The organism is Paenibacillus sp. 2KB_22, assembly GCF_052115745.1.
In the GTDB taxonomy this organism is placed as follows: Bacteria; Bacillota; Bacilli; order Paenibacillales; family Paenibacillaceae; genus Paenibacillus.
Window position 1 is genome coordinate 811351 of record NZ_JBFRHG010000002.1, and the last position, 22122, is coordinate 833472.

Here is a 22122-nt window from a genome sequence, read left to right on the forward strand (position 1 = left end):
ATAAGCAGAACCCCACATCACATTCGACGTGGGGTTCTGCTTTTATATATATTTATGAAATTCTGAACCAATTTTGAATCGAATCAACATAATCTTCTCTATCCTGCCTCGTATAAGTCATCTAGGGACCATGGACCTCTCCATCGCCCCTGTTGACTATGCTCCATTAGACGAAAGGATGGTTATATGAACCTCCCCACACCCAAACATGTAATTGAAACGAATCAATTCGCTGTTATCGGAGTCATCAATGCATCCTCGATTCAGACCGAATATGAACTCGAATATCCTGATCATATCGTGATTATACAACATTTTTATTTTTTGAAGGATCCGGTTCACTTTAGCGCTTGGTTAACAAGCAGGCAGGCATAGCCCCTAATCAAGAGCCTTAATTAGGCTTTTTTTTGCGTCTACGCTCATCAATCAAGACCTTTAGTAATAGCAACTCTCCATACGTTAACTTCTTCTTGCGCACCTTCTCTACCCAAGCCCAATCATCGATTACTTTGTCGTTATAGGCATCTCCAATGTACTGATCAAGTTCATTCCAGGCCCATTGTGCGTAGTCCAAAACGGTATTCATGTCATCATCCTCCGTGACTGCTATTTGTTGTAGCGGGTTTAATTTTGTATGTACTGCTTGTTTAAATCTTTCATATTCACCAGGTTGTTTAATCCATGGCAGTGGGCATTCCTTCCATCCAACCACTTCCTTATGTGTGAAGAAGACGGGAGGGAAGCCCCGTTCCCTGATGAGGTATACCGCGAGATCCACAACGTTATTGAATGTATCTTCATGGATACTGCCATCCTTTTCAATGCACATCTCAATGCCCACTGTACTATTGTTCGGATATGTCCCGAGTTTGGCTAGAGCTTCCTTCGTGTATGTTGCGCTCCCGCAATGGTAGGCCAGTTCATCATCCGGCAGACTGTTATATATCGAAGTTCGATCTACCGAGTAATGTGCACTTGCATAACGAACCTTCACTGCTTTATTGGGATCTTGCTGTGCCAAACTCGCAAAGTATTTGCTAATATTCTTGGCGGGCGCTCCGGGAGAAGCTGTATAATGCATCACAATTCCACGTTTCGCTTTTAATTTCAGTCCGGCTCGGCTGTATTTATTAACCGGGATGTAGTCTTTCGTGATCTGTATCATGACATCTTCCCCTCGTCTTCAACTTGATCTTCATTGCCTCGAAGCTTAAAGAGAGCTGAGGTGATAAACTTTGGTACAGGCAGGCCCAGTTTCCCCAGGTTCTCCAATATACTGATTCCTTCTGTACCGATAATGAACATTAACATCGCATCTCTCATAAAATCATTGGAGTTGCCTGCAACCATATCCAGTTGATGTGCAATAATGACAAAAACAAATGTCAATGACTTACGAGCAAGCCCCCACCATCCAACCCTGCTGGATAACTCCTTCCTATACCATGCTGACAGCACCCCTGTGATGTAATCCAGCCCCACAAAGATGGTCACTGCAATAAACAGGTGATCAATCCCTCCTACCAAATACACGACTGCCGATAGCAGCCAGCCAAACAAAACCATAAAAACGGTATCTCTGTGCATTAACGTTCCCCCTTCAATAACCTATTTCATGTCTAGGTTAGGCGGATCATAGACATAAGTCTCATGCAATACAAAAACCTTCAAAAAACCACTCACCATTTACCAAACAAACAGCAAAAATCCCTCACGCTTGGAGCGAGAGGGATCATGACCAACTAATTCAGCTATAGGTTGAAGGATCTGGTGTAACCGGTACATCTGTTGTATTCGTTGGTGTTGTATTACGTTGGAACATGCCTTGAATTCGATCAAGAACATAAGGCGTAGAGTCAATGAGTTTCTCAAACAGATGTGTGGAGTTATCGAGTGGCACAATGTGTACCCCCTGTTTACCTACCACCAGGAACGCAATAGGACGTATGGATACACCGCCGCCGCTACCGCCACCAAATGGAGAAGCCACTTTTGCTGAACTGGCATGTTCAGTAGAAGTACCCGTGGTACCACTTTTGCCATTACTTTCTCCATTGACGTGAAAATCACTACCACCGGCAGCAAATCCGAATCCCACTTTACTGATTGGCAGAATCACGGTACCATCCGGTGTTTCGACTGCATCGCCAACAATTGTATTGACATCCACCATGGCCTTGATATTCTCCATAGCGGTTTCCATTAAGCCTTGAATTGGATGATCTGACATTTTAATTCCCTCCAGTTTCAATGTAAGCTAGGTTTGATCTAACCATATCATCCCCAAACTTGAAGGGACTTATGTAAATAAGCAATTTAAGTACAATCAGTGAACTCCAGCCTCATACTCCCAAAATCAAACCGACTAAGATGGACCTCTACAGTGCTGTCCCACTAATTTTTTTCTTTTGCTTTCGCTTCTCCTTACGCTTACGGCGTTGTTCTCGAAGAAGCTTGAGCCACATCCGCCATCCGCCTTCGACTTGGAGCACACGGGTTAGCAGTGTAACTCCAGCGATCAAAAGAGCTGTAATCCGAATCTTTACCCTGCAATCGAGCTCTGTTCTGAACTCCATTTCGTCTGACCACACCGGCATCACCTGAAGCACGGGTGTATCATCGAAACGAATCTGATAGGTGAGAAAACCAACAATAATGGACTTGATACTCCACACCCAGCCCGTCAGCACCGCGGTGTATGCTGCATCGCCAACGCCGATGTGGGTAGACCAGGACAGTTGTGTCATATGCACATGCATGAGTGTTTGCTTGAGCCACAGCTTGAGTGCATCGGTCGCTCTTAGCATAACCTTTACATCTTTGGCCCACTTTTTGACTTTACGTTTGTTCACCCGCTCACTACCTAGGGCTTCCCCTCTGGAATGATTCATGGACTGTTCAGTCTTGACCAGAAAACCTTCCTTCATATTGCGAAAAACAATACTCGGGATCTCATAGTTAATCCGCACAATTCCATAGAGAATACGAACATTAATATTGGCGTAATCATCACTTTTATGCTTACTGAATGTAAAATGTACATGAACATTTGAGATGAGGACTGCGGCAATCAGCAATGCGAACAATAAACCGATTCCTCCAAGCCAAATCCACACAGGCCTTACCTCCAAGCCCTCAATTCTTTTCTCGTCTAGTATGGCACTCTGGATAGGAAAAAATTCACGTCTGACCTAAAAATCCCATTTCATATTTGTTTGGAACTTATCTATTCGCCTTTTTCTAAAAATAAATGCAGAAAAACCGACCCCACTATCGGTGTCGGTTAATATGAACTTGCAAATTAAAGTGAAGAGTCCGAATGATCGTCTTCATTGTCGATATGACTTAGATCATCCGCCGGATCAGCACTTTCTGGTTCCAGTTGTTGCAAATCCAGTTTGTTGAATAACAGTTGTGTCTCTTCCTCCAGGTTTTCCGAATCTTCGAACAAGCCTGGTTCCGGAAGGTCTTTGATTGAAGCCAGTCCGAAATAATCCAGAAATGACTTGGTCGTTCCGTACAAAATGGGGCGTCCAATTGCCTCCGCTCGTCCCACTTCAATGATCAGATCCTTATTCACAAGTGTATGAATAGCACGCTCCGATTTTACACCGCGAATCTCCTCAATCTCAACCCGGGTAATCGGCTGCCTGTACGCCACGATGGCCAACGTCTCCAGAGCCGCCTGGGATAAGGAGGTTCGTGCTGGAGAATACGCCAGTTTCTCAAAATACACAGCATGCTCAGGCAAGGTGCCCAGCTGAACTACGCCAGCGATCTTTAGAATCTGTACGCCTCGACTCTGCTGTGAAAATTCACGAATCATCTCCTCAATCGCGTCCGTTACAAGTTCCACTCGCTGGTCCACGATCTCGGCAATTTGTTTGATACTTAGACCCTCTTCTCCGGACAAAAACAGCAGGCCTTCAATAATCGATTTCAATTTCGGAAAATCCATGATTCTTTGTTTCCCCTCTCCATTCCATAACGATATCCTCAAACATCCGTTCCTGATAACAGACAATCTGCTTCATCTTCATCAGTTCCAGCACCGCCAGAAAAGTGACAACAATCTCATGACGATAGATATGCTCATCCATCAATTTGGAGAATAACAGTCTTCCTCCCGGCCCCATACTTTCCAAAGCGCCGATGACATCCCTTATCCGGTCCTTAACCGAAATCTCATCCCGTTTGATCCGGGTTACGGTTGTACGCTTCTCAGCCTTGCGTAGAGCCTTCTGAAATGCTGCAATCAGGTCAGAGGTGTGTAATCCTTCAACCGGGTTCGATTGGGCTTCTACGGGCATATAGGGGCGCAGATCCTCGGGCTCTTTGGAAAATATAAGGCTGCGTTCCCACTCCCGTTCATGAAGATGTCGCGCAATTCCCTTGTACTTGCGATATTCTATCAGACGTGCAATGAGCTCTGCACGTGGATCATAATCTTCTTCTTCCATAAAATCATAATCCTCGAAGTCTTCAATTACCGGTGGTTTGGGCAGTAAAAGTTTGCTCTTGATCGACAGCAGTGTAGCTGCCATGACCAGAAATTCACTCGTAATATCCAGTTCCAGTTCCTGCATCGAATGCAAATACGCCATGTATTGATCGGTAATATCGCTGATGGGAATATCCTGGATATGAATTTCAGCCTTATCAATCAGATGAAGCAGCAGATCCAAAGGCCCTTCAAAAGTCTCCAGTTTGTATGTAACTACCGTCACTAGACGAATCCTCCCGCCAGAAAAATACAAAACCCTGCCAAGCCGTCCGAATTCGGTCTCCCGTCTTCGTCTGCGCATAGCAGGGCACTACTATTAAATAAGCACTATTTTAGCTGTTTCGTCAAGTTCGCCATCTCAATTGCCGCCGTAGCTGCATCCCAACCTTTGTTACCCGCCTTGGTTCCGGCACGTTCAATCGCTTGTTCAATATTTTCTGTCGTAACCAATCCGAAGATCGTAGGCACGCCAGTTTTCAGGTTAATTGCTGCTACCCCTTTAGCCATCTCGTTGCACACATAATCGTAATGCGTAGTTGATCCACGAATAACTGTTCCCAGGGTAATCACCGCATCATATTTGCCGCTCTCCGCCATTTTCTGCGCAACCAAAGGGATTTCGAACGCTCCTGGAACCCAGGCTACATCCACTTCATCATCCTGCACACCGTGACGTTTGAATGCATCGAGCGCTGCGCTAAGCAATTTACTGGTGATAAATTCGTTGAAACGTCCAACGACAACTCCATATCTGGATCCTTCTGATACTAAATGTCCTTCAAAAAATTGTGGCATTCAAGTCATCTCCCTAACGATATAATGTAATGTAAGTAACGGAAATCCCTAATCAATCTCTTCCATAAATTACATGGTGAACGTTGTTCATCTAAAATATATTTACTGTTCGTTCTGCTCGATATCATCAAACTTGAGCATATGTCCCAGCTTGGCTTGCTTCGTATGAAGATACACCGTATTGTCCTCGTTCTCTTCCATCTGGATCGCAACACGCTCTACGACTTCAAGTCCATATCCTTCAAGACCTTTAATTTTACGAGGATTGTTCGTTAACAGTCTGATCTGACGAACCCCAAGGTCTTTCAGAATTTGGGCGCCAATCCCGTAATCACGCAAGTCGGCAGCAAATCCCAGCTTCAGGTTTGCATCCACGGTATCCAGACCTTCCTCTTGCAGCTTGTAGGCTTTGAGTTTGTTGATTAGACCAATGCCCCGACCTTCCTGTCTCATATAGAGCAGTACGCCGTTTCCTTCCTCGTGAATCTGTTTGAGTGCCGCATCAAACTGAGGACCACAGTCACAACGATGGGAATGGAATACATCGCCTGTCAGACATTCAGAGTGTACACGTACAAGTACGGGTTTGGAACCATCAATCTCACCTTTAACCAGAGCCACATGCTCCTTGTTGTCTACAGCGTTTGTATAGGCCACTGCTTGAAACTCGCCAAAGTCCGTTGGCATACGTACAGCCACTTCACGTTGAACCAGCTGCTCTTTTTCGTTACGGTAACGAATCATGTCTTGAATACTGATCAGCTTCAGATCATGTTTGCGGGCAATCTCCTGCAGATCCGGAAGTCTGGCCATTGTGCCATCTTCCTTAATCACTTCACAGATAACGCCTGCGGGATACGAACCACACATAATGGCCAAATCTACTGCCGCTTCTGTGTGCCCGGCACGACGAAGTACGCCGCCGTCTTTTGCAATGAGCGGGAACATGTGACCAGGCTTACGGAAGTCCCCGGCTCTCGCCTCAGGATCGATCAGACCTTTCACGGTTATAGAGCGTTCATGTGCCGAGATACCTGTGGTCGTATCTTTGTGGTCCACAGAGACGGTGAAAGCTGTTCCATGGAAATCCGTATTTTGTTGAACCATCGGTTTCAGGTTAAGTTCGTCCGCACGTTGTTGTGTAATCGGAACACACACCAGCCCTCTACCTTCAGTAATCATGAAATTAATGACTTCAGGTGTCGCCTTTTCGGCCAAAGCGATAAAATCGCCTTCATTCTCCCGATCTTCATCATCCACAACAATGACAGGTTTGCCACGCATGAGATCATATATGGCTTCTTCTATTGTGTTCAGAATGGATTGTTCTGACATTGGTCCACCTCCAGTTTATTTCTGTTCTCTTTCTATGCAAATCCGTGATTGGAGAGGAAATCTTCACTGATACTGCGCGGTTTGCCAGCACCAGTCTCCCGATGTCCTCTCCCATACTGGAGCAGATGATCCACATATTTACCCAAAATATCGCATTCGATATTAATGGTATCCCCTGTCTTTTTCACATTTAGTACAGTTTCACCAATGGTATGCGGGATAATGGAAACCGTGAATGAGGTATCCGATGTATGGACAACGGTCAAGCTAATGCCATCCAGTGTAACCGATCCTTTGGGGATCAGATATTTGAACAACTGGTGATCATCCGGCTTGATCTCAAACACAATCGCATTCTGATCACGTGTTATACTGCCAATCACTCCAGTACCATCGACGTGGCCCTGAACGATATGTCCACCAAAACGACCGCCTGATTGCATGGCCCGCTCCAGATTAACTTTACTGCCAGATTGCAGCTGACTGAGATTGGTATGGCGATACGTTTCAGGCATTACATCGGCGGTAAAACCTCCACCTTCCAGCGTTGTCGCAGTTAAACATACTCCGTTCACTGCTACACTATCACCAATCTTCAGATCGTCCATGATGGCGGAAGCTCCGATATTCAGGACCATCGCTTCGCCTTTCCGACTAATACGCCGGATCTGACCAACTTCTTCCACCAAACCGGTAAACATGCTGCCGCCTCCCTTGTTTAATATATATAGAACCAACTTACTATTTTAAAATCCATTTATTTATTCAGGCCACACCGGAATACCGCCAATGCTGATATTATCTCCAACTTGTTCGATCTCCAACTGATTCAATTGAATTGCCTGATTCATACGTTCCACACCCTCGAAGCGGAAGCTGCCAGGTGTATCATAACCGCCTACAATCTTAGGAGCGATAAACATGAGCAGTCGATCGACCAACCGTGCCTCCAGCATGGCTCCATTCAAGGTGCCCCCACCTTCAAGCAAAATCGAACCAATCTCACGCTCACCCAACTTGCTAAGTCCGCTTAACAGATCCACACGTGGTCCAGGACCACAGCGGATAATTTCAACACCATAGGCTTCCAAACGTTCAGCAGCTTCAGGACTCGCTTCGTCTGTTGTCAATACCCATGTTGGAGCTAGTCCATCCTTAACCATTTTTGCACCTACTGGGAGACGCAACTTGGAATCCACCACGATACGTACCGGGCTGATGCCTTCCACTTGCAAGCGGGTTGTAAGCTCCGGATTATCCGCGATCACCGTGTCGACGCCAACCATAATGCCTTGGTGACGATGACGAAGGGCATGCACAATCTCACGAGCGGACTCGTTGGAGATCCACTTGCTGTCTCCGCTGCGAGTAGCAATTTTCCCATCCAAGGTAGTAGCCGTCTTCAGTGTCACGAAAGGAAGGCCGGTTGTAATAAATTTAATGAATTTTTCATTCATGCGTCTTCCACGCTCACGCAGTACGCCAACTTCAACTTCAATGCCTTGTTGACGAAGCATGCTTATGCCTCTGCCGGATACTTGCGGATTTGGATCTTCACAACATACCACAACACGTTTTACCTTTTCATGAATCAGGCGTTCACTGCAAGGTGGCGTCTTCCCATAATGACTGCAGGGCTCAAGTGTAACGTATACCGTACTGCCTTCTGCATCGCTGCCTGCCATGTTCAGCGCATGCACCTCCGCATGACCAGTTCCACGTTTCAGATGGCTCCCCAGACCTACAATACGACCCTCTTTCACAACTACACATCCAACAACCGGATTAATTCCCGTCTGTCCTTGTGCTCGTTCCGCCATATCTAGTGCTAGTGCCATATAAAATTCATCATTGATCATTTCCAAATCCGTTCACCCCGCGGTTTAAAGTCTTGTTTATTAAAAAATCCCCGTCGAACAACCGTTCGATGGGGATGATGAGAGACAAATGTCAACAACAGGAGTCAAATGGATACAGCACGCCAACACTTTGCCCAAAACTTCATTTCGGGCAAGTGAAAATAGACACATACCTTAATGAACATCAATTACAGGTAAAGAGCTTTTATAGTGTGGCATATGTATGGAACTGTCCGGCGTAACCGGATCTTCCCTGCACAGTGCAAGACATTACAAATCATGACTGTACAGCAATACTCCTGCTGAATGCAAACCTGTTAGGTCTGCACCTCTCCTTCTCCCATCCAGACTATACTGTCGGTTCTGGAATTACACCAGATCAGCCATCTGCCACAGGCAGACAGGTCACGGACTTTGCATCAAGTGCTGGACATGTGTCCTTACACTTCCTGCATCACCGCCGGTAGGGAATTGCACCCTGCCCTGAAGGATTGCTTTCGTTATTAATTGGATGTTAGCACTTTAATGCCAAAAAATCAATTGTTTTTTGTTCCTTTTTGTCACATACTAACTTTTAATAAGCTAAGGAATACCAAAAACCGCTACTCACAAAGAGAACGGTTTTTGGTAAGATCCATCTCATATCCACCGCATCATTCTACAATTCTGGAAAACACCAGCTCGCCATATGCTTCAATTCTTTGGCATTATGAAAGGGAATGCGGTCAGGTTCTTGCAGGGGCGAAGCAGGAATCGGGAACTCTCTTGCCACCCTTCTGACCCAACTTGTGGAATCAATCGCGATAGCTGAGCATTGCCAGCGTCCATTCGTTCGTGGTCGAAACGTCCCATGCAAATCTGATTTTCCCGGCATCTCGGGAAAGACACCATCCAGATATTCAACGATGACACGTTTGTCTCTGACTTCATGACAATATACTGTCACCCATACGCCTTCCCGGACCCGAACAGCATACACATCTCCAGACTGTACCTCCCCGGTACCTGCATCAGGAGATGCCTTGGGAACTTTGCCACGAACACTCCTCTTTTTCTCCAATGCCCCTAAGATTGTGTCCTTTACAGTTGGATTCTCTTCAGGCTTATCCGCAAGAGATATATTCGTCAGATCAAAATCATGGAATATCTTGTTCAGGTTGTTCTCATTGATTCCGACAGATGAGTCCCACCACGCCAGAGGCGCCTGTACCTCAACCCGCACATTGGGGCGCTCGTCACGCTGTATGTAAGTAGTGTATTCTGTTATCATTCCGGGATGTTCCGACGTATCCAGTATGCCAATCAGAGCTAATGTCTCAAGCAAGTCACGGTATGCATATTCCTTCTGTGTAGGCAAAAGACGTTCCTTCTTGTGTGCTATTGCTGCTTTGCTGTAGCGTGTTTTCGGAGGTAATTCGCGCAGCACCGTTAACACCGCACGGAGTGTCCAGCGGTCGTACTCATTTGGTATTGGAAGCTCCTGCGCGGCAGCTAGCTCTCGAAGTGCCAGTACTTGTCCAAAAGGATCACCATCCAAAGGTGTTCCATTGGTCATGCGCCAATACCATTGCAACGTCGTGTCGGTTGCTTGGTCTACGCTTAATCCACAGATCTTACAAGTACTCGAAGATGGATATGGCGTGTGTTCATGGCTTGGCATACCGCTTGCAATAAGCTTGCCCGTAAGCAGCGAGCGCCAGATCATGGGTGCTGACCACAAAGAAGAAACAAAGGCCTGTGCTGCTTCATTAATCGTCCATTGATTTGCAAGTTGTTTCAGCTCAGTGATTGTTTCATCATGTTGCGGACGTACAAATCGGTTCGGTTCATGCCCTGCTGCCTCAAGCCCTTCTCGCTCCTGTGCGGATATACTCTGAGAAACATCATGTCGGGATGCCTGTAGTTTTTCGTCCCACCGTGTGGGTCCGCTATAGACCTGTTTTAACAAACGTAATTGATCCACTGTATCCAAAGGTTCTTCATCCTCCCTTGTCGCTTCGTCTAACGCCAGAATAAACCCAGGCCAGAACTTTCGCCAGATCCATTATGCTCATTTTGCAGTATTTCATGATGAAAATAAAAAAAGTGCTTCTATAAAAGAAGCACTCCGAGTTTAAATCAAGTAAGTCAAAGTTACAAAGCTTATTAAGCTTCTACAACTTCAACAGTTTCCATTTTGTCTTTACCTTCCAAAGCGTCCACGAACTCCATACCTTTAGTTACTTTACCAAATACAGTATGTTGTCCATCCAAATGTGGTTGCGGTTGGTAGCAGATGTAGAACTGGCTTCCACCTGTGTTACGGCCAGCATGTGCCATAGCAAGTGTTCCGCGCTCATGTTTGTTCGGGTTAATTTCACAGTTGATTGTGTAACCTGGGCCACCTGCACCGGTACCGTTAGGGCATCCGCCTTGAGCTACGAAGCCCGGGATAACGCGGTGGAATGTAAGACCATTGTAGAAACCAGAGTTAGCCAGTTTCTCAAAGTTTGCTACTGTGTTTGGAGCTTCTTGATCGAACAGATCGATCAGAACTTCTCCGCCGTTTGCCAATTTAATTTTCGCTTGTTTCGCCATATGTAAATGACTCCTTTCGTATTGACCATCGTTAATGGTGCCAAAACGCATGACCCTGGGTCAAGCATTACAGCACTTTTCTTAGTGTACACCGAAAATGACTGGATCGCAAAAAAAACGGCAACTTTTTTCACAATTTAGTCCGAATACGTAAAAAGCAGACGAAAAAGGAAGTTCCCTTTTCATCTGCTTCAACTATAGAATCCCTATATCCTGAATAATGCAGAAACGCATTATCATTTGACGAATTAGCGAGTTACTGGCTGTTTGCCAATGCGCGCTGGTACCAGGTCATTCTGGATGATATCTTGATACGTCTCACGGCGTACTACGACATCTCCTTGACCGTCTTTGACAAACACAACAGCCGGACGACGAATCCGGTTGTAGTTGCTAGCCATGGAGTAGTTATACGCGCCTGTGCAAGCTACAGCGAGCAGATCACCACTTTCCACTTTTGGCAGATCCAGATCCCAGATCAACATATCGCCACTCTCACAGCATTTACCCGCAACAGATACTGTTTCCTGAGCAGCCTCATTCGCACGGTTGGCTAGCACAGCTTCGTACTTGGATTCATACAAAGCAGGACGTGGGTTATCAGTCATACCACCATCAACGGCAACGTATTTACGCACGCCCGGAATGTCTTTGCTTGTTCCAACGGTATACAGCGTTGTTCCCGCTTCACCCACGATGCTACGGCCTGGTTCAACCCAGATCTCAGGTACGGCATAGCCGATTTGGGCAAAATGATTTTTAACTGCGTCTGTAATAGCCTTCACGTATTGCGCAACTTCAAGCGGCGTATCTCCGTCGATATAACGGATTCCGAATCCACCACCAAGGTTAACCACTTTGAAAGCAACGTTAAGACGTTCATATACGCTTGCTGCAAATTCAGCAACACGTTGAACAGCCATCTGGAAGCCTTCAACTTCAAAGATCTGGGAACCGATGTGGGAATGCACACCGAGCAATACCAGGTTAGACTGCTTGGAAGCCAAGTCAATCGCTTCAAATGCTGTACCATTACCGATATCGAATCCAAATTTGGAATCCGTTTGGCCTGTGGAGATATATTCATGCGTATGGGCTTCAACACCAGGCGTCACACGAAGCAGAATGTTTACTTTACGATTTTTGTCTGCTGCTACAGCCTGCAACAGATGCAATTCATTGAAGTTATCGACAACAAAGCATCCAATCTCTGCATCAAGAGCCATTTCGATTTCTTCCAGCGTCTTGTTGTTACCGTGGAAATGAATGCGCTCAGCCGGGAATCCTGCTTGCAGTGCAGTGAACAGTTCACCATCAGATACAACATCCAGGGAAAGCCCTTCTTCAGCTGCAAGGGCACACATCGCCATTACACAGAATGCTTTACTTGCATATGCAACTTGGAAACCCAATCCGGAAGCACGGAATGCTTCCATGTACTCTCTGCAACGCTCGCGAACCAATTGCTCGTCCACAACATAAAGGGGGGTTCCAAATTGTTCTTTCAGATCTGTTGCATCAACTCCGCCAATCTCCAGATGCCCTTGCGCATTTATTTTACTTGTACCATGTAAATACATAATCTGCATTCCTCACTTTTTATATACTGGAACAGTTGCTATTCCAATGATTTTACACCAGTATATCAAATTAGGCAGCGAGATGAATGGATTTTTCGGAAGATCATTTGTGTTTTTTACTTTTTCGCAGTTCACCGTCCGGATCATCGGACATTTTGGTGTTGTCACGTGTTTTGTTGAATGATGGACGTTTTTTATTTTCCAGTAAAGGAAGCCGGAATAAAAAGTTGCCCAAGGCCTTTGCATTAAACGGTATAAAAGGCCAGAGATACGATGAATTATACGACCGGTGAACCGTGAGCGCCAATATGAGCAATGTACAGCCAACGACCAATCCCGGAACTTTGAATATCGCTACTGCTATGAGCAAAAACAGTCTGACCAACCTGTTGGCGAGCCCCAGCTCGTAACTTGGTGTGGCAAACATTCCAATAGCTGCGATGGCCATATAGAGTACAACCTCATTGACAAAGTATCCCGTTTTCACGGCGATATCTCCAACGAGAATGGCCGCGATTAAACCCATGGCCGATGCCAGAGGTGTAGGCGTATGAACCGCAGCCATCCGCAATAGATCGACACCAAGTTCTATGAGAAGAAACTGCAGAATCAGGGGCAACTTTACATTTTCCTGTGGACCAATGAAGTCAAGTCCCATCGGTTTGAGCGAAGGTTCTATAACCATGAGAAGCCATAGTGGCAGCAAAAACAGCGATATGAGAATCCCTGCAAAACGCACCCAACGTAAATACGTTCCCATCAATGCCGTCTGTCTATTTTCCTCTGCATGTTCACACAGGTCGAAGAACGTCGTTGGCAAAATCATTACACTGGGGGAAGTATCTACAAAAATGACGACTCTGCCCTCCAGCAGATGGGATGCTGTAACATCCGGCCGTTCCGAATAACGAACGAGCGGGAATGGGTTCCATCCCTTGTTAATAATCGCTTCCTCCAGCTGTTTATCTGCGGCGGGAATACCATCGATATCCACCCGCTGAATTTTCTCACGGACTGAGTCCACCTGCACTTTATCCACAATATCATCAATGTACACCACGCAGACATCGGTTTGTGTTCTCCGACCCACCTGCATGATCTCAAACTTCAGTCCAGGGTCGCGAATTCTGCGGCGCACCAACGTTACGTTGGTCAGGAGCGTTTCGGTAAAGCCATCTCTGGAACCGCGGACTACCCTTTCCAGTGAAGGTTCTTCCGGTGAACGAACCGGGTAACTCCGGGTATCCATTACTAAGACAGAGCGATCCCCTTCAACGAACAGTGCACTCATACCAGTTAAAACCTTGTTGATGACCGCACTCATCTTCTCGACTTTTTCCACCTGTATATGGGGAATGTAAGAGTCGAAATAAGATTTTAGAGCGTGCTCGGATACCTGATCAGGCGTAAGATATGTTAACCTTTTTAATACTTCCAGTAGGATCTCATCCTTGGCAAAACCCGTTAAAAGAAGCAATCCCACTTGTTTGCCACCGAGCACCATCTCTCTCATATCCACGTCAAAGGATTCCCCAAGTCCGAGAACTTGCTTGAGCGTATTTTTGTTTTCACTCATCCGCGGGGAAATATCATCATTTTCCTGCCAATACTGCACGGATTCCTCGATGCTATCAGACATCTCATTTTGTTTTTTCTTATTGTACGCCTTCTCCTCTTCTTCCTTCTGAATCTCATAAGCAGACTTGTGTAACATCTCTTCCGTTATACCTTCACTATTTTCCTGGCCTGTGTGCTCCGTTTGTTCATCCATCTTCCATCCTCCTATGGCCACGAGTTACCGCTGATATATAAAAAAATCAAACAGGGAACCTGTCATTTTGCCCAAAATCATGGCGAGCAGTAAGCCAAAAAGATAAGGCTTCATGCCCAGCCGTTTGGCTAGCACGGGCAGTACATTAAGCACCTCGGTGAGTGCTGCGGCCAGCAGACCGATGAACACGCCACAGAACAAACCAACAATCGGGCTGAGCAGTAGCACCCCATGCATTTTCCAGTGCCAGAAATCCGCCACCGTCCCGAGCAGTGAACCACCGATTAGCGCCCCTTCGTACCAGTGAGTCTTGTCATACGATTGCGTAAGTTGAGCCAACCTGGGAATCATGTCGAGCACCAGAATGAGCGCAATTACGCCACTTCCTACGGCAATTCCCCCTGCAATACCCCATACAATGCTGATTGCTCCATTAAGAACGCTCATCCGCATTCATCTCCCTGCGTTCCTGCTCATGCATCCGTTCGCTTTCTTCAATCACCACATATTTATCTACATTTTGCTGGTATAGGAACATCTCCACTTCCAGCGGGGTAGGCTCCTCATTCCACTTTTTCTTGAACAAGTGATTAAAAAATACCGCCATTCCGAATCCAATCCCAATCGAATACGCCACTTGAAACAGATAGGGATGTTCGTCTCGATGCCCAGTGAGCATCTCCACAATTCGAATCTGTACTTCCTGCATGTTCACATCGGCATGAAAATTCATAATGGTTAAGGCTGATCCGAAGAAAAGCAGTAGCCAAACCAGAATGAACAGGGACTTGGAAGGTTGACCATTTCCCGCGATGACTTCAACCAACGTATGACCTGATCCCATCAGTTCCACACTTACCTCCGGCAAGATGTGCCGAATTTGGGGAATAATCTGTAATATATCAATGAGGATCAGATTGCCATCCTCCGGTCCAGGACGCAAAAGTTCAAGCTCCAGTAGCCTGCTCTCCTGGTCTTCAGAAGAGGTCAGTACATGTGCAATGTCTCCAAGCTTGACTGCTCTGCCCCTCTGGATGCGAATGCGGCTGCGCAGTCTAACGTAGACCATTGGAGTGGGTGTCTGAGACATCCATAACACTCCTTTACTGCGTAATTTAGGTTAGTATTTGAAGAATGTGCAAATTTATTACAAACGGGTTGGAAAAAGATCGTGAGGGTGGGGGGCGCTGCGGGATGGATCGGTCATTGGTCGCTGTTGCTCGGGGGAGGATACACGCAGACACTCCGACGGCAGACCGACCTTCTGATCGCTGTTGTCTCCAAATTCTTCTGATTGATTTCTAAGTGTTAGAAATTTGGAGACAAAGGCGAACGCTTCGCTCCTTTTGACCGATTCCATCCCTCCGCTACCCATCGTCCTCTCGTTTCCAAAAGTTTGAAATAAATATGTTGGGGAGGTGGCAGGGAGGGAATTGAAAGATGAGCTTTTGTGGTTATATTGTTCAAAAATTCAATGACTCTTGAAGTTGTCTTCTGGAACCGTCTTAGGTTACAGCTGTGTAGAAATTTTGAGATCGGCCTTTTATACGCTCTGCTTGTGACCGATTTGAGGTGCAACTGAATGTGGAGCATTATTTTTGCATATCAAAAAAGTCGCCGTATGGGCGACTCTTGGGTGTTGGTTTTTATAAGGTCAACAATATCAAAAATTATTACCTTTTTTTCTTTTACTCAGTGCCCTTCTGAATCGTAAAGGGGTTGAATTCATTGTTTTGCGGAACTGGTTAATGTAATAACTTGTGCTGTTAAAACCGACCTCATAAGCAATTTCGGTGATGCTGCGCTCGGAGAGTTGCAATAGATCAATGCTTCTTTGGATGCGGTACTCGATCACATATTGCATGGGTGTATTTCTAAGAATTTGCTTGAAATAACGACATGTCTCCGATCGACTTAACTGTCCGACCTTTGCAATATCCTCTAACCTAATCGGATTGGCATAGTTGAGATGAATCCATTGCAACATGTCTTTCATTCGCTTGTTTCTACTCATCTCCGATGGATCATGTTCCAGGGAATATCCGTTCATAATCAGCAGTTTCCACATATTCAACACCGCAGAAGCAACCTTCACTTCATAAAAAGGAACTTGGTCCACTAGCTCCTTTCTAATCCGTGCAATAGCATCCAGGATCTGTTCTCCCCAAGTGTTAGCTCTTTCGATATACAGAAAAGGCAAATTAGTTGCTGTTACATATGGATGTACGTACTTTATATACAAATCCGAGGGCATAACAGCATGCGGGGACAAATTCAGACATAAGTAGATGCAGTTCTCGCTCACCCCGTGATCTTCGGCCATATGCATTATTCCACTGTTGATAAAAATCCCGTCACCTTTGGACAAAATTATCTTTTGATCGTTGATATGGAACAACGCCGTTCCCTGAAGAACGGCAACAAACTGCAATTCATCATGCCAGTGGAGAGGAATATGTCCGTGAACATGTTGAACAATAGTTGTCTCATAACAGGCTACGGATAATGTATCGGTACGGTGTTCCGTCATTTCTTTCAAATGGTGATCAATGATAAATTCGATATTTTGCATGGCCCTCATCTCAATATAGTTATATTTTCAAGTGTGATATTGATATTAATGTACCGCATTTCTCCTTAATATAACACTATTCTTATATTTAAGGTGAGGCGATAAAGGATGACAATTGCAAAATCCAAAATTTCGGGTATCGTACTCGTTCTGACGGGAGCCATATGCTGGGGAGTTGGAGGTACGGTATCTCAAAAACTCTTTCAACTGGATGGAATTGAGGTCAATTGGTATGTCACTATACGATTGTTGATCGCTGGGCTACTCCTTCTGGTTATTCAGTCGTTTACACGTGGGCGAGTTCAGATTTTTGATGTGTGGAGAAATAAAAAAACAGCTGCACAACTGATTATTTTTGGATTGGCAGGTATGCTTGCCGTTCAGTATACGTATATGACATCGATTAAACACGGTAATTCAGCGGTAGCTACCCTTCTGCAGTATCTGTCCCCTGTCATGATCATGATATACATCGCACTTCGGAAGCAGTCTACCCTTACACGCAATGATCTTTCATGCGCCATCCTGGCTCTCGGCGGCTGCTTTCTCTTGCTTACGAATGGCTCGCTTACGCAGTTATCTGTCTCCTGGCTCGCAGTCATGTGGGGTCTGTTATCCGGGGTTTCAGCTGCATTTTATACGCTATATGCCGTGCAACTGATTAAAAAGTTTGATTCACTTGTTGTGGTCGGCTGGGCTATGATCATCGGTGGTATGGGAATGAGTTTTATTCACCCGCCTTGGAAAATGGATTTTGCCAGCATCCCGCTCGAAACTAACGGGTATTTGGTATTTACAATCATTTTTGGGACCATGATTGCTTTTTGGTTTTATATTGCGAGTCTTAAAAGTCTTACCCCCAAAGAAACGAGTCTGCTCGGGAGCGCAGAACCCCTTGCTGCTGTTGGAACAACCGTTATATGGCTCCATGAACCTTTTGGTATCTATCAATGGATGGGTACGGCATGTATTCTTGGTATGATGCTGGTCATGCAGTCCAGTCGTTCAGGATCTATCCGTATGAACAACAAATAACCTTCCTCGCCATAATGCGCGATAGAAGGTTGTTAGTTGTCGTATATTGGTGCATAAGCACCAATTATGTTGTCGCAATCCCCGAATCACTGCGCGATCTGGTCGCGGATGGATTGCAGTATTTTTTTCTCCAGACGTGATACCTGCACCTGGGATATACCCAGCCTGCTGGCAACCTCGGACTGGGTCTGATCCCGGTAATACCTTAGATAGACGATTAACCGCTCCCGTTCGCTGAGACCACCGATGGCTTCGTTCAGCGCCAGTTTGTCAAACCAACGTTCCTGAGACTCGTCGGCAATCTGATCCATTAACGTAATGGGATCACCATCATTCTCGAATACCGTCTCATGGATAGAGGTCGGCGGTTTGTTGGCTTCCTGGGCAAATACGACTTCCTCCGGGGTTACTCCCAGCTCTGCGGCAACTTCCTTAATCGTTGGCAGACGATCCAGATGTTTGGACAGTTCGTCCCTTTTTTTGCGGACTTTATTCGCCATCTCTTTCAGTGAACGACTGACCTTCAGGGTACCGTCATCCCGCAGGAATCGCTGGATTTCTCCGATGATCATCGGTACCGCGTAGGTTGAGAACTTCACGTCATAACTGAGATCGAATTTGTCTACTGACTTGAGCAGACCGATACAACCAATCTGGAACAGATCTTCCGGATCATATCCCCTGTTCATAAAACGCTGTACGACGGACCAGACGAGTCTGATGTTGCAGTTCACCAGCGTATCCCGTGAAACATGGTCACCCGACTGACTGAGCGCAATCAGCCGTTTGACCTCGGCATCGTCCAAATAGGTCTGTGAAGATGGTTTCACTTCAGCATCCATAAGAACACCAACCCCTAATTATACAATGCTTTCTTGGATTCAATCCTTTTTTTCATCTTGATGGAGGTGCCTCTGCCGGGCTCACTGCTGACTTCGAATTCATCCATGAAGTTTTCCATAATGGTGAAGCCCATGCCCGACCGCTCAAGTTCGGGTTTGGACGTATATAGCGGCTGCTTCGCCAGTTCAAGATCTTCGATACCTTCACCGCGGTCTTCCACAATAATCGTGATCATGTCTTCCCGAATCTCGGCCTGGATGGACACAACACCTTCGGAGTTGTTGTTGTATCCGTGGATGATGCTGTTGGTCACGGCTTCCGAAATGACCGTCTTCAGGTCACTGAGCTCGTCCATCGTTGGATCAAGCTGGGAGATAAACGCAGCAACGGTTACCCGTGCAAACGACTCATTCTCTGACTTGGCCGCGAATTGCAGATTCATGAAATTTGTCCCTGTTCCTTCATTCATGAGACGACCTCCAGACCTGAGAGAGCAGTTCCCTCATTTTCGTATATCGGCATAATCTTGAACAAACCCGACATTTCCAGCAAACGGTACACCGGCGAATTGACGTCACAGACCACCATCTTGCCGCCTTTATTCTTAATGAGCTTGTATCTTCCCAAAATAACACCCAGACCCGAACTGTCCATAAATTGCAGATCTTTCAGGCTGAGTACCAGATGCTCGCTTTGTCTCCGCTGGATGGCTTCATCCATCTGCATCCGTACCATGTCAGCTGTATGGTGATCCAGCTCCCCGGATAATCGTACAATCAGAATCCCGCGATGGTGTTCCATTTCCACATGCAAGTTCACGTTTGCTCACTCTCCTCCCTGTCTTGAACAAGGATTTCTACGCTTCCGAAGGCTTTTCCTGCCCCCCGACAAAACTAGAAGAAAACCCCTATTTAACTACAAAATCTGTTCGAAGGATGCATGCAACTCGCAGAAATCGCCTTTTAGTCAAACAGGTTGGACGTTGTCCGCTTAAACAGCTTCCACCAGCCAGCCTTATTCACATCCTGCGGAGCCTGAATGTCGAACTCCTTAATCACGTCGTTGCCTTGATAAACCACAAGTTTTCCTATACTTTGCCCGGCTTTGATCGGGGCTTTCAGTTCTTTGGCAACTAACAATTCATGCCGGATGTCATTGGATTTGGCTCCTTTGCGCATCAGTACACTGTAATTTTGTGTGGCATTCAGCGGCAACTCGGCAACTTCACCTTTTTCAATTTTCAGACTACCCAGCAGATCCCCTGCCTTGTAGAGCGCCTTCATCGTATATTGACTAAAAGCATAGTCAAACATCGAAGACACTTCGCTATTCCGTGTTTTGGTATTTGGTTCACCGAGTACCACGGAAACGACACGCAGTCCATCCTTGGATGCTGTTGCAGACAAACAGAATTTCGCTTCGGATGTGTAACCTGTTTTCAAACCGTCTGCCCCTTTATAAAAACGAACCAGCTTGTTCGTGTTTACCAGCCAGAATGGCTTTTCCGTATCTTTGCGAAGGTAATCCTGATATGCACCGGTGTACTTCGTAATTCCGGAATGTTTCAGCAGTTCACGGCTCATGACGGCAATGTCGTGGGCGGAAGAATAATGATTATCGACCGGCAGACCGTTACAGTTGGCAAAATGAGTATCCTTCATGCCAAGCGCCTTCGCACGCTCATTCATTAGCTGCACAAAGGCTTCCTCCGAGCCAGCAATCTTCTCGGCCATAGCCACCGAGGCATCATTGCCTGAAGCCATCGCGATCCCTTTTAACATGTCATCGACTGTCATCTCTTCCCCAGGCTCCAGGAAGATCTGAGAACCGCCCATGGAAGCGGCATATTCACTCGTTCTCACTTTGTCCGTCAGCTTCAGCTTACCCGAGTCGATCGCTTCAATTGTAAGCAGCATGGTCATAATTTTTGTAATGCTCGCCGGAGGCAGCTGATCATGACTGTTTTTCTCATATATGACGGTTCCCGTGTCCGCATCCATTAAGATCGCAGAGCGTGCCGACGGGGCCAGATCAGTTCCTCCCGCTGCCTTCGGTTTTTCTTCAGCTAATGCCGTTGATGCCATAAGGGACAGCAGGATACAAAGGGTCATGAACGATGCCATTATTCTTTTCTTCACAAGGTTACCTCCTCAAATGACTTGCTTACTGCATGTGCCATGCATGTACTGCTAATCATTGTCGGCCCGTTTCCAGTAAATTATTCCATGTAAAGCATGATTTCCCGAACTTTTATTGAAAATGTGATCAAAGCAAAAAACGCACTGCACTTAACGAATGAGTAAGCGTACGTTCAACAACAACAAAAAAAGGTTACCCCCGATGATTTCTCATTCGAAGAGGTAACCTTTTTTACTCAAATCTTGCTTACATTTGTGGAATAACAGCCAATACCAACGCCAGGAACGACTCACGAACACGCTCTGTCGTTTCCATCACCTCATCATGTGACAGCGGCTGGTCCAGAATTCCGGCAGCCATGTTGCTGATACAGGAAATACCGAGCACTTCCAGGCCTGCATGGCGTGCCACGATCACTTCAGATACAGTGGACATGCCCACTGCGTCTGCGCCCAATGTACGCAGCATTTTGATCTCTGCAGGTGTCTCGTAGTTCGGACCAAGCATACCCGCGTATACCCCTTCACGTACGTTAAAACCTTGTGATGCGGCCGTATCCTTCGCCAGCGCACGCAAACGGCGGCTATAGGCTTCGGACAGATCAGGGAAACGTACGCCCAGTGCAGCGTCATTTGGTCCGATCAGTGGATTTTTGCCTGTAAGATTCAAGTGATCAGAGATCAGCATCAAGTCTCCAGCTTCATACGACGTATTCACGCCGCCCGCAGCATTGGTTACAAGCAAGCTAGTTACACCCAGTTCTTTCATAACCCGTACCGGGAAAGCTGTCAATTCCGGACCATATCCTTCGTACATGTGGAAGCGGCCTTTCATCATCACAACTGGACGACCTTTAATGGTACCGACCAATAGTTCACCTTCATGTCCTTCTACTGTGGACACTGGAAAATGTGGAATATCCTGATACGCGATGCTTACGCCATCTTCAATCAGTTCTGCCAGTACGCCAAGACCCGAACCCAAAATCAAACCGACTTCCGGCTTGATGGAGCTTTTGCTTTGAATATAAGATGCTGCTTCCGAAATCATTTGTTGGTTTAATGCTGTCATGCGATGTATGTTCCTCCTTGAGTTGAAACGATCCGTCTTAT

General features: G+C 46.2%; 23 protein-coding genes and 1 riboswitch. Of the genes, 1 reads left to right on the forward strand and 22 read right to left on the reverse strand.

The features are described 5' to 3' along the window. Positions 1-391: 391 nt before the first annotated feature. From AB4111_RS14565 to AB4111_RS14645, 17 genes are all read right to left on the reverse strand, one after another. On the reverse strand, positions 392-1165 hold the full coding sequence (locus AB4111_RS14565; protein WP_442032158.1) for a peptidoglycan recognition protein family protein: 774 nt from the start codon (positions 1163-1165) through the stop codon (positions 392-394). Continuing rightward, positions 1162-1587 (reverse strand): phage holin family protein, encoded by a 426-nt coding sequence (locus AB4111_RS14570; protein ID WP_442032159.1) that lies wholly within the window; start codon positions 1585-1587, stop codon positions 1162-1164. Before AB4111_RS14570 ends, AB4111_RS14565 begins: the two co-directional genes overlap by 4 nt. 160 nt (positions 1588-1747) lie before the next feature. Then, entirely contained in the window at positions 1748-2230 is a 483-nt protein-coding gene (ytfJ, locus tag AB4111_RS14575) for a GerW family sporulation protein (protein ID WP_442032160.1), read from the reverse strand. A gap of 148 nt (positions 2231-2378) precedes the next feature. Then, positions 2379-3116, reverse strand: coding sequence for a DUF2953 domain-containing protein (locus AB4111_RS14580; protein ID WP_442032161.1), 738 nt, complete (start codon positions 3114-3116; stop codon positions 2379-2381). A 185-nt stretch (positions 3117-3301) separates the two neighbouring features. Beyond that, a complete protein-coding gene (gene scpB / locus AB4111_RS14585; RefSeq protein WP_442032162.1) occupies positions 3302-3958 on the reverse strand; it encodes an SMC-Scp complex subunit ScpB in 657 nt (218 codons plus the stop codon). Beyond that, positions 3927-4727: a segregation and condensation protein A gene (locus tag AB4111_RS14590; RefSeq protein ID WP_076328266.1), complete on the reverse strand. Its 801-nt coding sequence runs from the start codon at positions 4725-4727 to the stop codon at positions 3927-3929. The genes scpB and AB4111_RS14590 overlap by 32 nt, the downstream gene beginning before the upstream one ends. A 104-nt stretch (positions 4728-4831) precedes the next feature. Then, positions 4832-5299 (reverse strand): 6,7-dimethyl-8-ribityllumazine synthase, encoded by a 468-nt coding sequence (gene ribH, locus AB4111_RS14595; RefSeq protein ID WP_442032163.1) that lies wholly within the window; start codon positions 5297-5299, stop codon positions 4832-4834. Between the two features lie 102 nt (positions 5300-5401). Next, positions 5402-6634 (reverse strand): bifunctional 3,4-dihydroxy-2-butanone-4-phosphate synthase/GTP cyclohydrolase II, encoded by a 1233-nt coding sequence (locus AB4111_RS14600; RefSeq protein ID WP_442032164.1) that lies wholly within the window; start codon positions 6632-6634, stop codon positions 5402-5404. Positions 6635-6666: 32 nt separating this feature from the next. Further along, entirely contained in the window at positions 6667-7335 is a 669-nt protein-coding gene (gene ribE / locus AB4111_RS14605) for a riboflavin synthase (protein WP_253438701.1), read from the reverse strand. A 60-nt stretch (positions 7336-7395) separates the two neighbouring features. Further along, positions 7396-8499: a bifunctional diaminohydroxyphosphoribosylaminopyrimidine deaminase/5-amino-6-(5-phosphoribosylamino)uracil reductase RibD gene (gene ribD, locus AB4111_RS14610; RefSeq protein WP_442032165.1), complete on the reverse strand. Its 1104-nt coding sequence runs from the start codon at positions 8497-8499 to the stop codon at positions 7396-7398. Between the two features lie 322 nt (positions 8500-8821). Further along, positions 8822-8988, reverse strand: a riboswitch (FMN riboswitch). Between the two features lie 163 nt (positions 8989-9151). Continuing rightward, positions 9152-10456 carry a hypothetical protein gene (locus AB4111_RS14615; RefSeq protein WP_442032770.1) on the reverse strand — a complete coding sequence of 435 codons (1305 nt, stop codon included), beginning with the start codon at positions 10454-10456 and terminating at the stop codon, positions 9152-9154. A gap of 182 nt (positions 10457-10638) precedes the next feature. Next, complete coding sequence (locus AB4111_RS14620; RefSeq protein WP_253438709.1) at positions 10639-11070, reverse strand: peptidylprolyl isomerase; 432 nt, start codon at positions 11068-11070, stop codon at positions 10639-10641. Positions 11071-11318: 248 nt separating this feature from the next. Beyond that, the gene (gene lysA / locus AB4111_RS14625; RefSeq protein ID WP_017687645.1) at positions 11319-12650 is read right to left on the reverse strand and encodes a diaminopimelate decarboxylase; all 1332 of its coding nucleotides are present in this window, start codon (positions 12648-12650) and stop codon (positions 11319-11321) included. Between the two features lie 103 nt (positions 12651-12753). After that, on the reverse strand, positions 12754-14421 hold the full coding sequence (locus AB4111_RS14630; protein WP_442032166.1) for a spore germination protein: 1668 nt from the start codon (positions 14419-14421) through the stop codon (positions 12754-12756). Positions 14422-14445: 24 nt separating this feature from the next. Beyond that, a complete protein-coding gene (locus AB4111_RS14635) occupies positions 14446-14874 on the reverse strand; it encodes a stage V sporulation protein AB (RefSeq protein ID WP_442032167.1) in 429 nt (142 codons plus the stop codon). Next, complete coding sequence (locus AB4111_RS14640) at positions 14855-15511, reverse strand: stage V sporulation protein AA (RefSeq protein WP_442032168.1); 657 nt, start codon at positions 15509-15511, stop codon at positions 14855-14857. The genes AB4111_RS14635 and AB4111_RS14640 overlap by 20 nt, the downstream gene beginning before the upstream one ends. 573 nt (positions 15512-16084) lie before the next feature. Continuing rightward, positions 16085-16993 (reverse strand): AraC family transcriptional regulator, encoded by a 909-nt coding sequence (locus tag AB4111_RS14645; protein ID WP_442032169.1) that lies wholly within the window; start codon positions 16991-16993, stop codon positions 16085-16087. Between the two features lie 108 nt (positions 16994-17101). On the opposite strand from AB4111_RS14645, the gene AB4111_RS14650 reads away from it, so the two are divergent. Next, complete coding sequence (locus tag AB4111_RS14650; protein ID WP_442032170.1) at positions 17102-18028, forward strand: DMT family transporter; 927 nt, start codon at positions 17102-17104, stop codon at positions 18026-18028. A gap of 86 nt (positions 18029-18114) precedes the next feature. Here the strand turns inward: AB4111_RS14650 and sigF are convergent, their stop codons facing one another. From sigF to AB4111_RS14675, 5 genes are all read right to left on the reverse strand, one after another. After that, entirely contained in the window at positions 18115-18870 is a 756-nt protein-coding gene (gene sigF / locus AB4111_RS14655; RefSeq protein WP_036607856.1) for an RNA polymerase sporulation sigma factor SigF, read from the reverse strand. A gap of 14 nt (positions 18871-18884) precedes the next feature. Continuing rightward, on the reverse strand, positions 18885-19340 hold the full coding sequence (gene spoIIAB, locus AB4111_RS14660; RefSeq protein ID WP_036672324.1) for an anti-sigma F factor: 456 nt from the start codon (positions 19338-19340) through the stop codon (positions 18885-18887). Beyond that, entirely contained in the window at positions 19337-19690 is a 354-nt protein-coding gene (spoIIAA, locus tag AB4111_RS14665; RefSeq protein WP_017687636.1) for an anti-sigma F factor antagonist, read from the reverse strand. Before spoIIAA ends, spoIIAB begins: the two co-directional genes overlap by 4 nt. Positions 19691-19833: 143 nt before the next feature. Then, positions 19834-21009, reverse strand: coding sequence for a D-alanyl-D-alanine carboxypeptidase family protein (locus tag AB4111_RS14670; RefSeq protein WP_442032171.1), 1176 nt, complete (start codon positions 21007-21009; stop codon positions 19834-19836). Positions 21010-21256: 247 nt separating this feature from the next. Then, positions 21257-22081, reverse strand: a complete 825-nt coding sequence (locus AB4111_RS14675) for a purine-nucleoside phosphorylase (RefSeq protein WP_442032172.1) — start codon at positions 22079-22081, stop codon at positions 21257-21259. Positions 22082-22122 lie beyond the last annotated feature (41 nt).

Coding starts and splice junctions, on each gene's coding strand:
- AB4111_RS14565 (WP_442032158.1), bottom strand. CDS start 1,165: ATGATACAGATCACGAAAGACTACATCCCGGTTAATAAATACAGCCGA.
- AB4111_RS14570 (WP_442032159.1), bottom strand. CDS start 1,587: ATGCACAGAGATACCGTTTTTATGGTTTTGTTTGGCTGGCTGCTATCG.
- ytfJ (WP_442032160.1), bottom strand. CDS start 2,230: ATGTCAGATCATCCAATTCAAGGCTTAATGGAAACCGCTATGGAGAAT.
- scpB (WP_442032162.1), bottom strand. CDS start 3,958: ATGGATTTTCCGAAATTGAAATCGATTATTGAAGGCCTGCTGTTTTTG.
- ribH (WP_442032163.1), bottom strand. CDS start 5,299: ATGCCACAATTTTTTGAAGGACATTTAGTATCAGAAGGATCCAGATAT.
- AB4111_RS14600 (WP_442032164.1), bottom strand. CDS start 6,634: ATGTCAGAACAATCCATTCTGAACACAATAGAAGAAGCCATATATGAT.
- ribE (WP_253438701.1), bottom strand. CDS start 7,335: ATGTTTACCGGTTTGGTGGAAGAAGTTGGTCAGATCCGGCGTATTAGT.
- AB4111_RS14620 (WP_253438709.1), bottom strand. CDS start 11,070: ATGGCGAAACAAGCGAAAATTAAATTGGCAAACGGCGGAGAAGTTCTG.
- lysA (WP_017687645.1), bottom strand. CDS start 12,650: ATGTATTTACATGGTACAAGTAAAATAAATGCGCAAGGGCATCTGGAG.
- AB4111_RS14630 (WP_442032166.1), bottom strand. CDS start 14,421: ATGGATGAACAAACGGAGCACACAGGCCAGGAAAATAGTGAAGGTATA.
- AB4111_RS14635 (WP_442032167.1), bottom strand. CDS start 14,874: ATGCGGATGAGCGTTCTTAATGGAGCAATCAGCATTGTATGGGGTATT.
- AB4111_RS14640 (WP_442032168.1), bottom strand. CDS start 15,511: ATGTCTCAGACACCCACTCCAATGGTCTACGTTAGACTGCGCAGCCGC.
- AB4111_RS14645 (WP_442032169.1), bottom strand. CDS start 16,993: ATGCAAAATATCGAATTTATCATTGATCACCATTTGAAAGAAATGACG.
- AB4111_RS14650 (WP_442032170.1), top strand. CDS start 17,102: ATGACAATTGCAAAATCCAAAATTTCGGGTATCGTACTCGTTCTGACG.
- sigF (WP_036607856.1), bottom strand. CDS start 18,870: ATGGATGCTGAAGTGAAACCATCTTCACAGACCTATTTGGACGATGCC.
- spoIIAB (WP_036672324.1), bottom strand. CDS start 19,340: ATGAATGAAGGAACAGGGACAAATTTCATGAATCTGCAATTCGCGGCC.
- AB4111_RS14675 (WP_442032172.1), bottom strand. CDS start 22,081: ATGACAGCATTAAACCAACAAATGATTTCGGAAGCAGCATCTTATATT.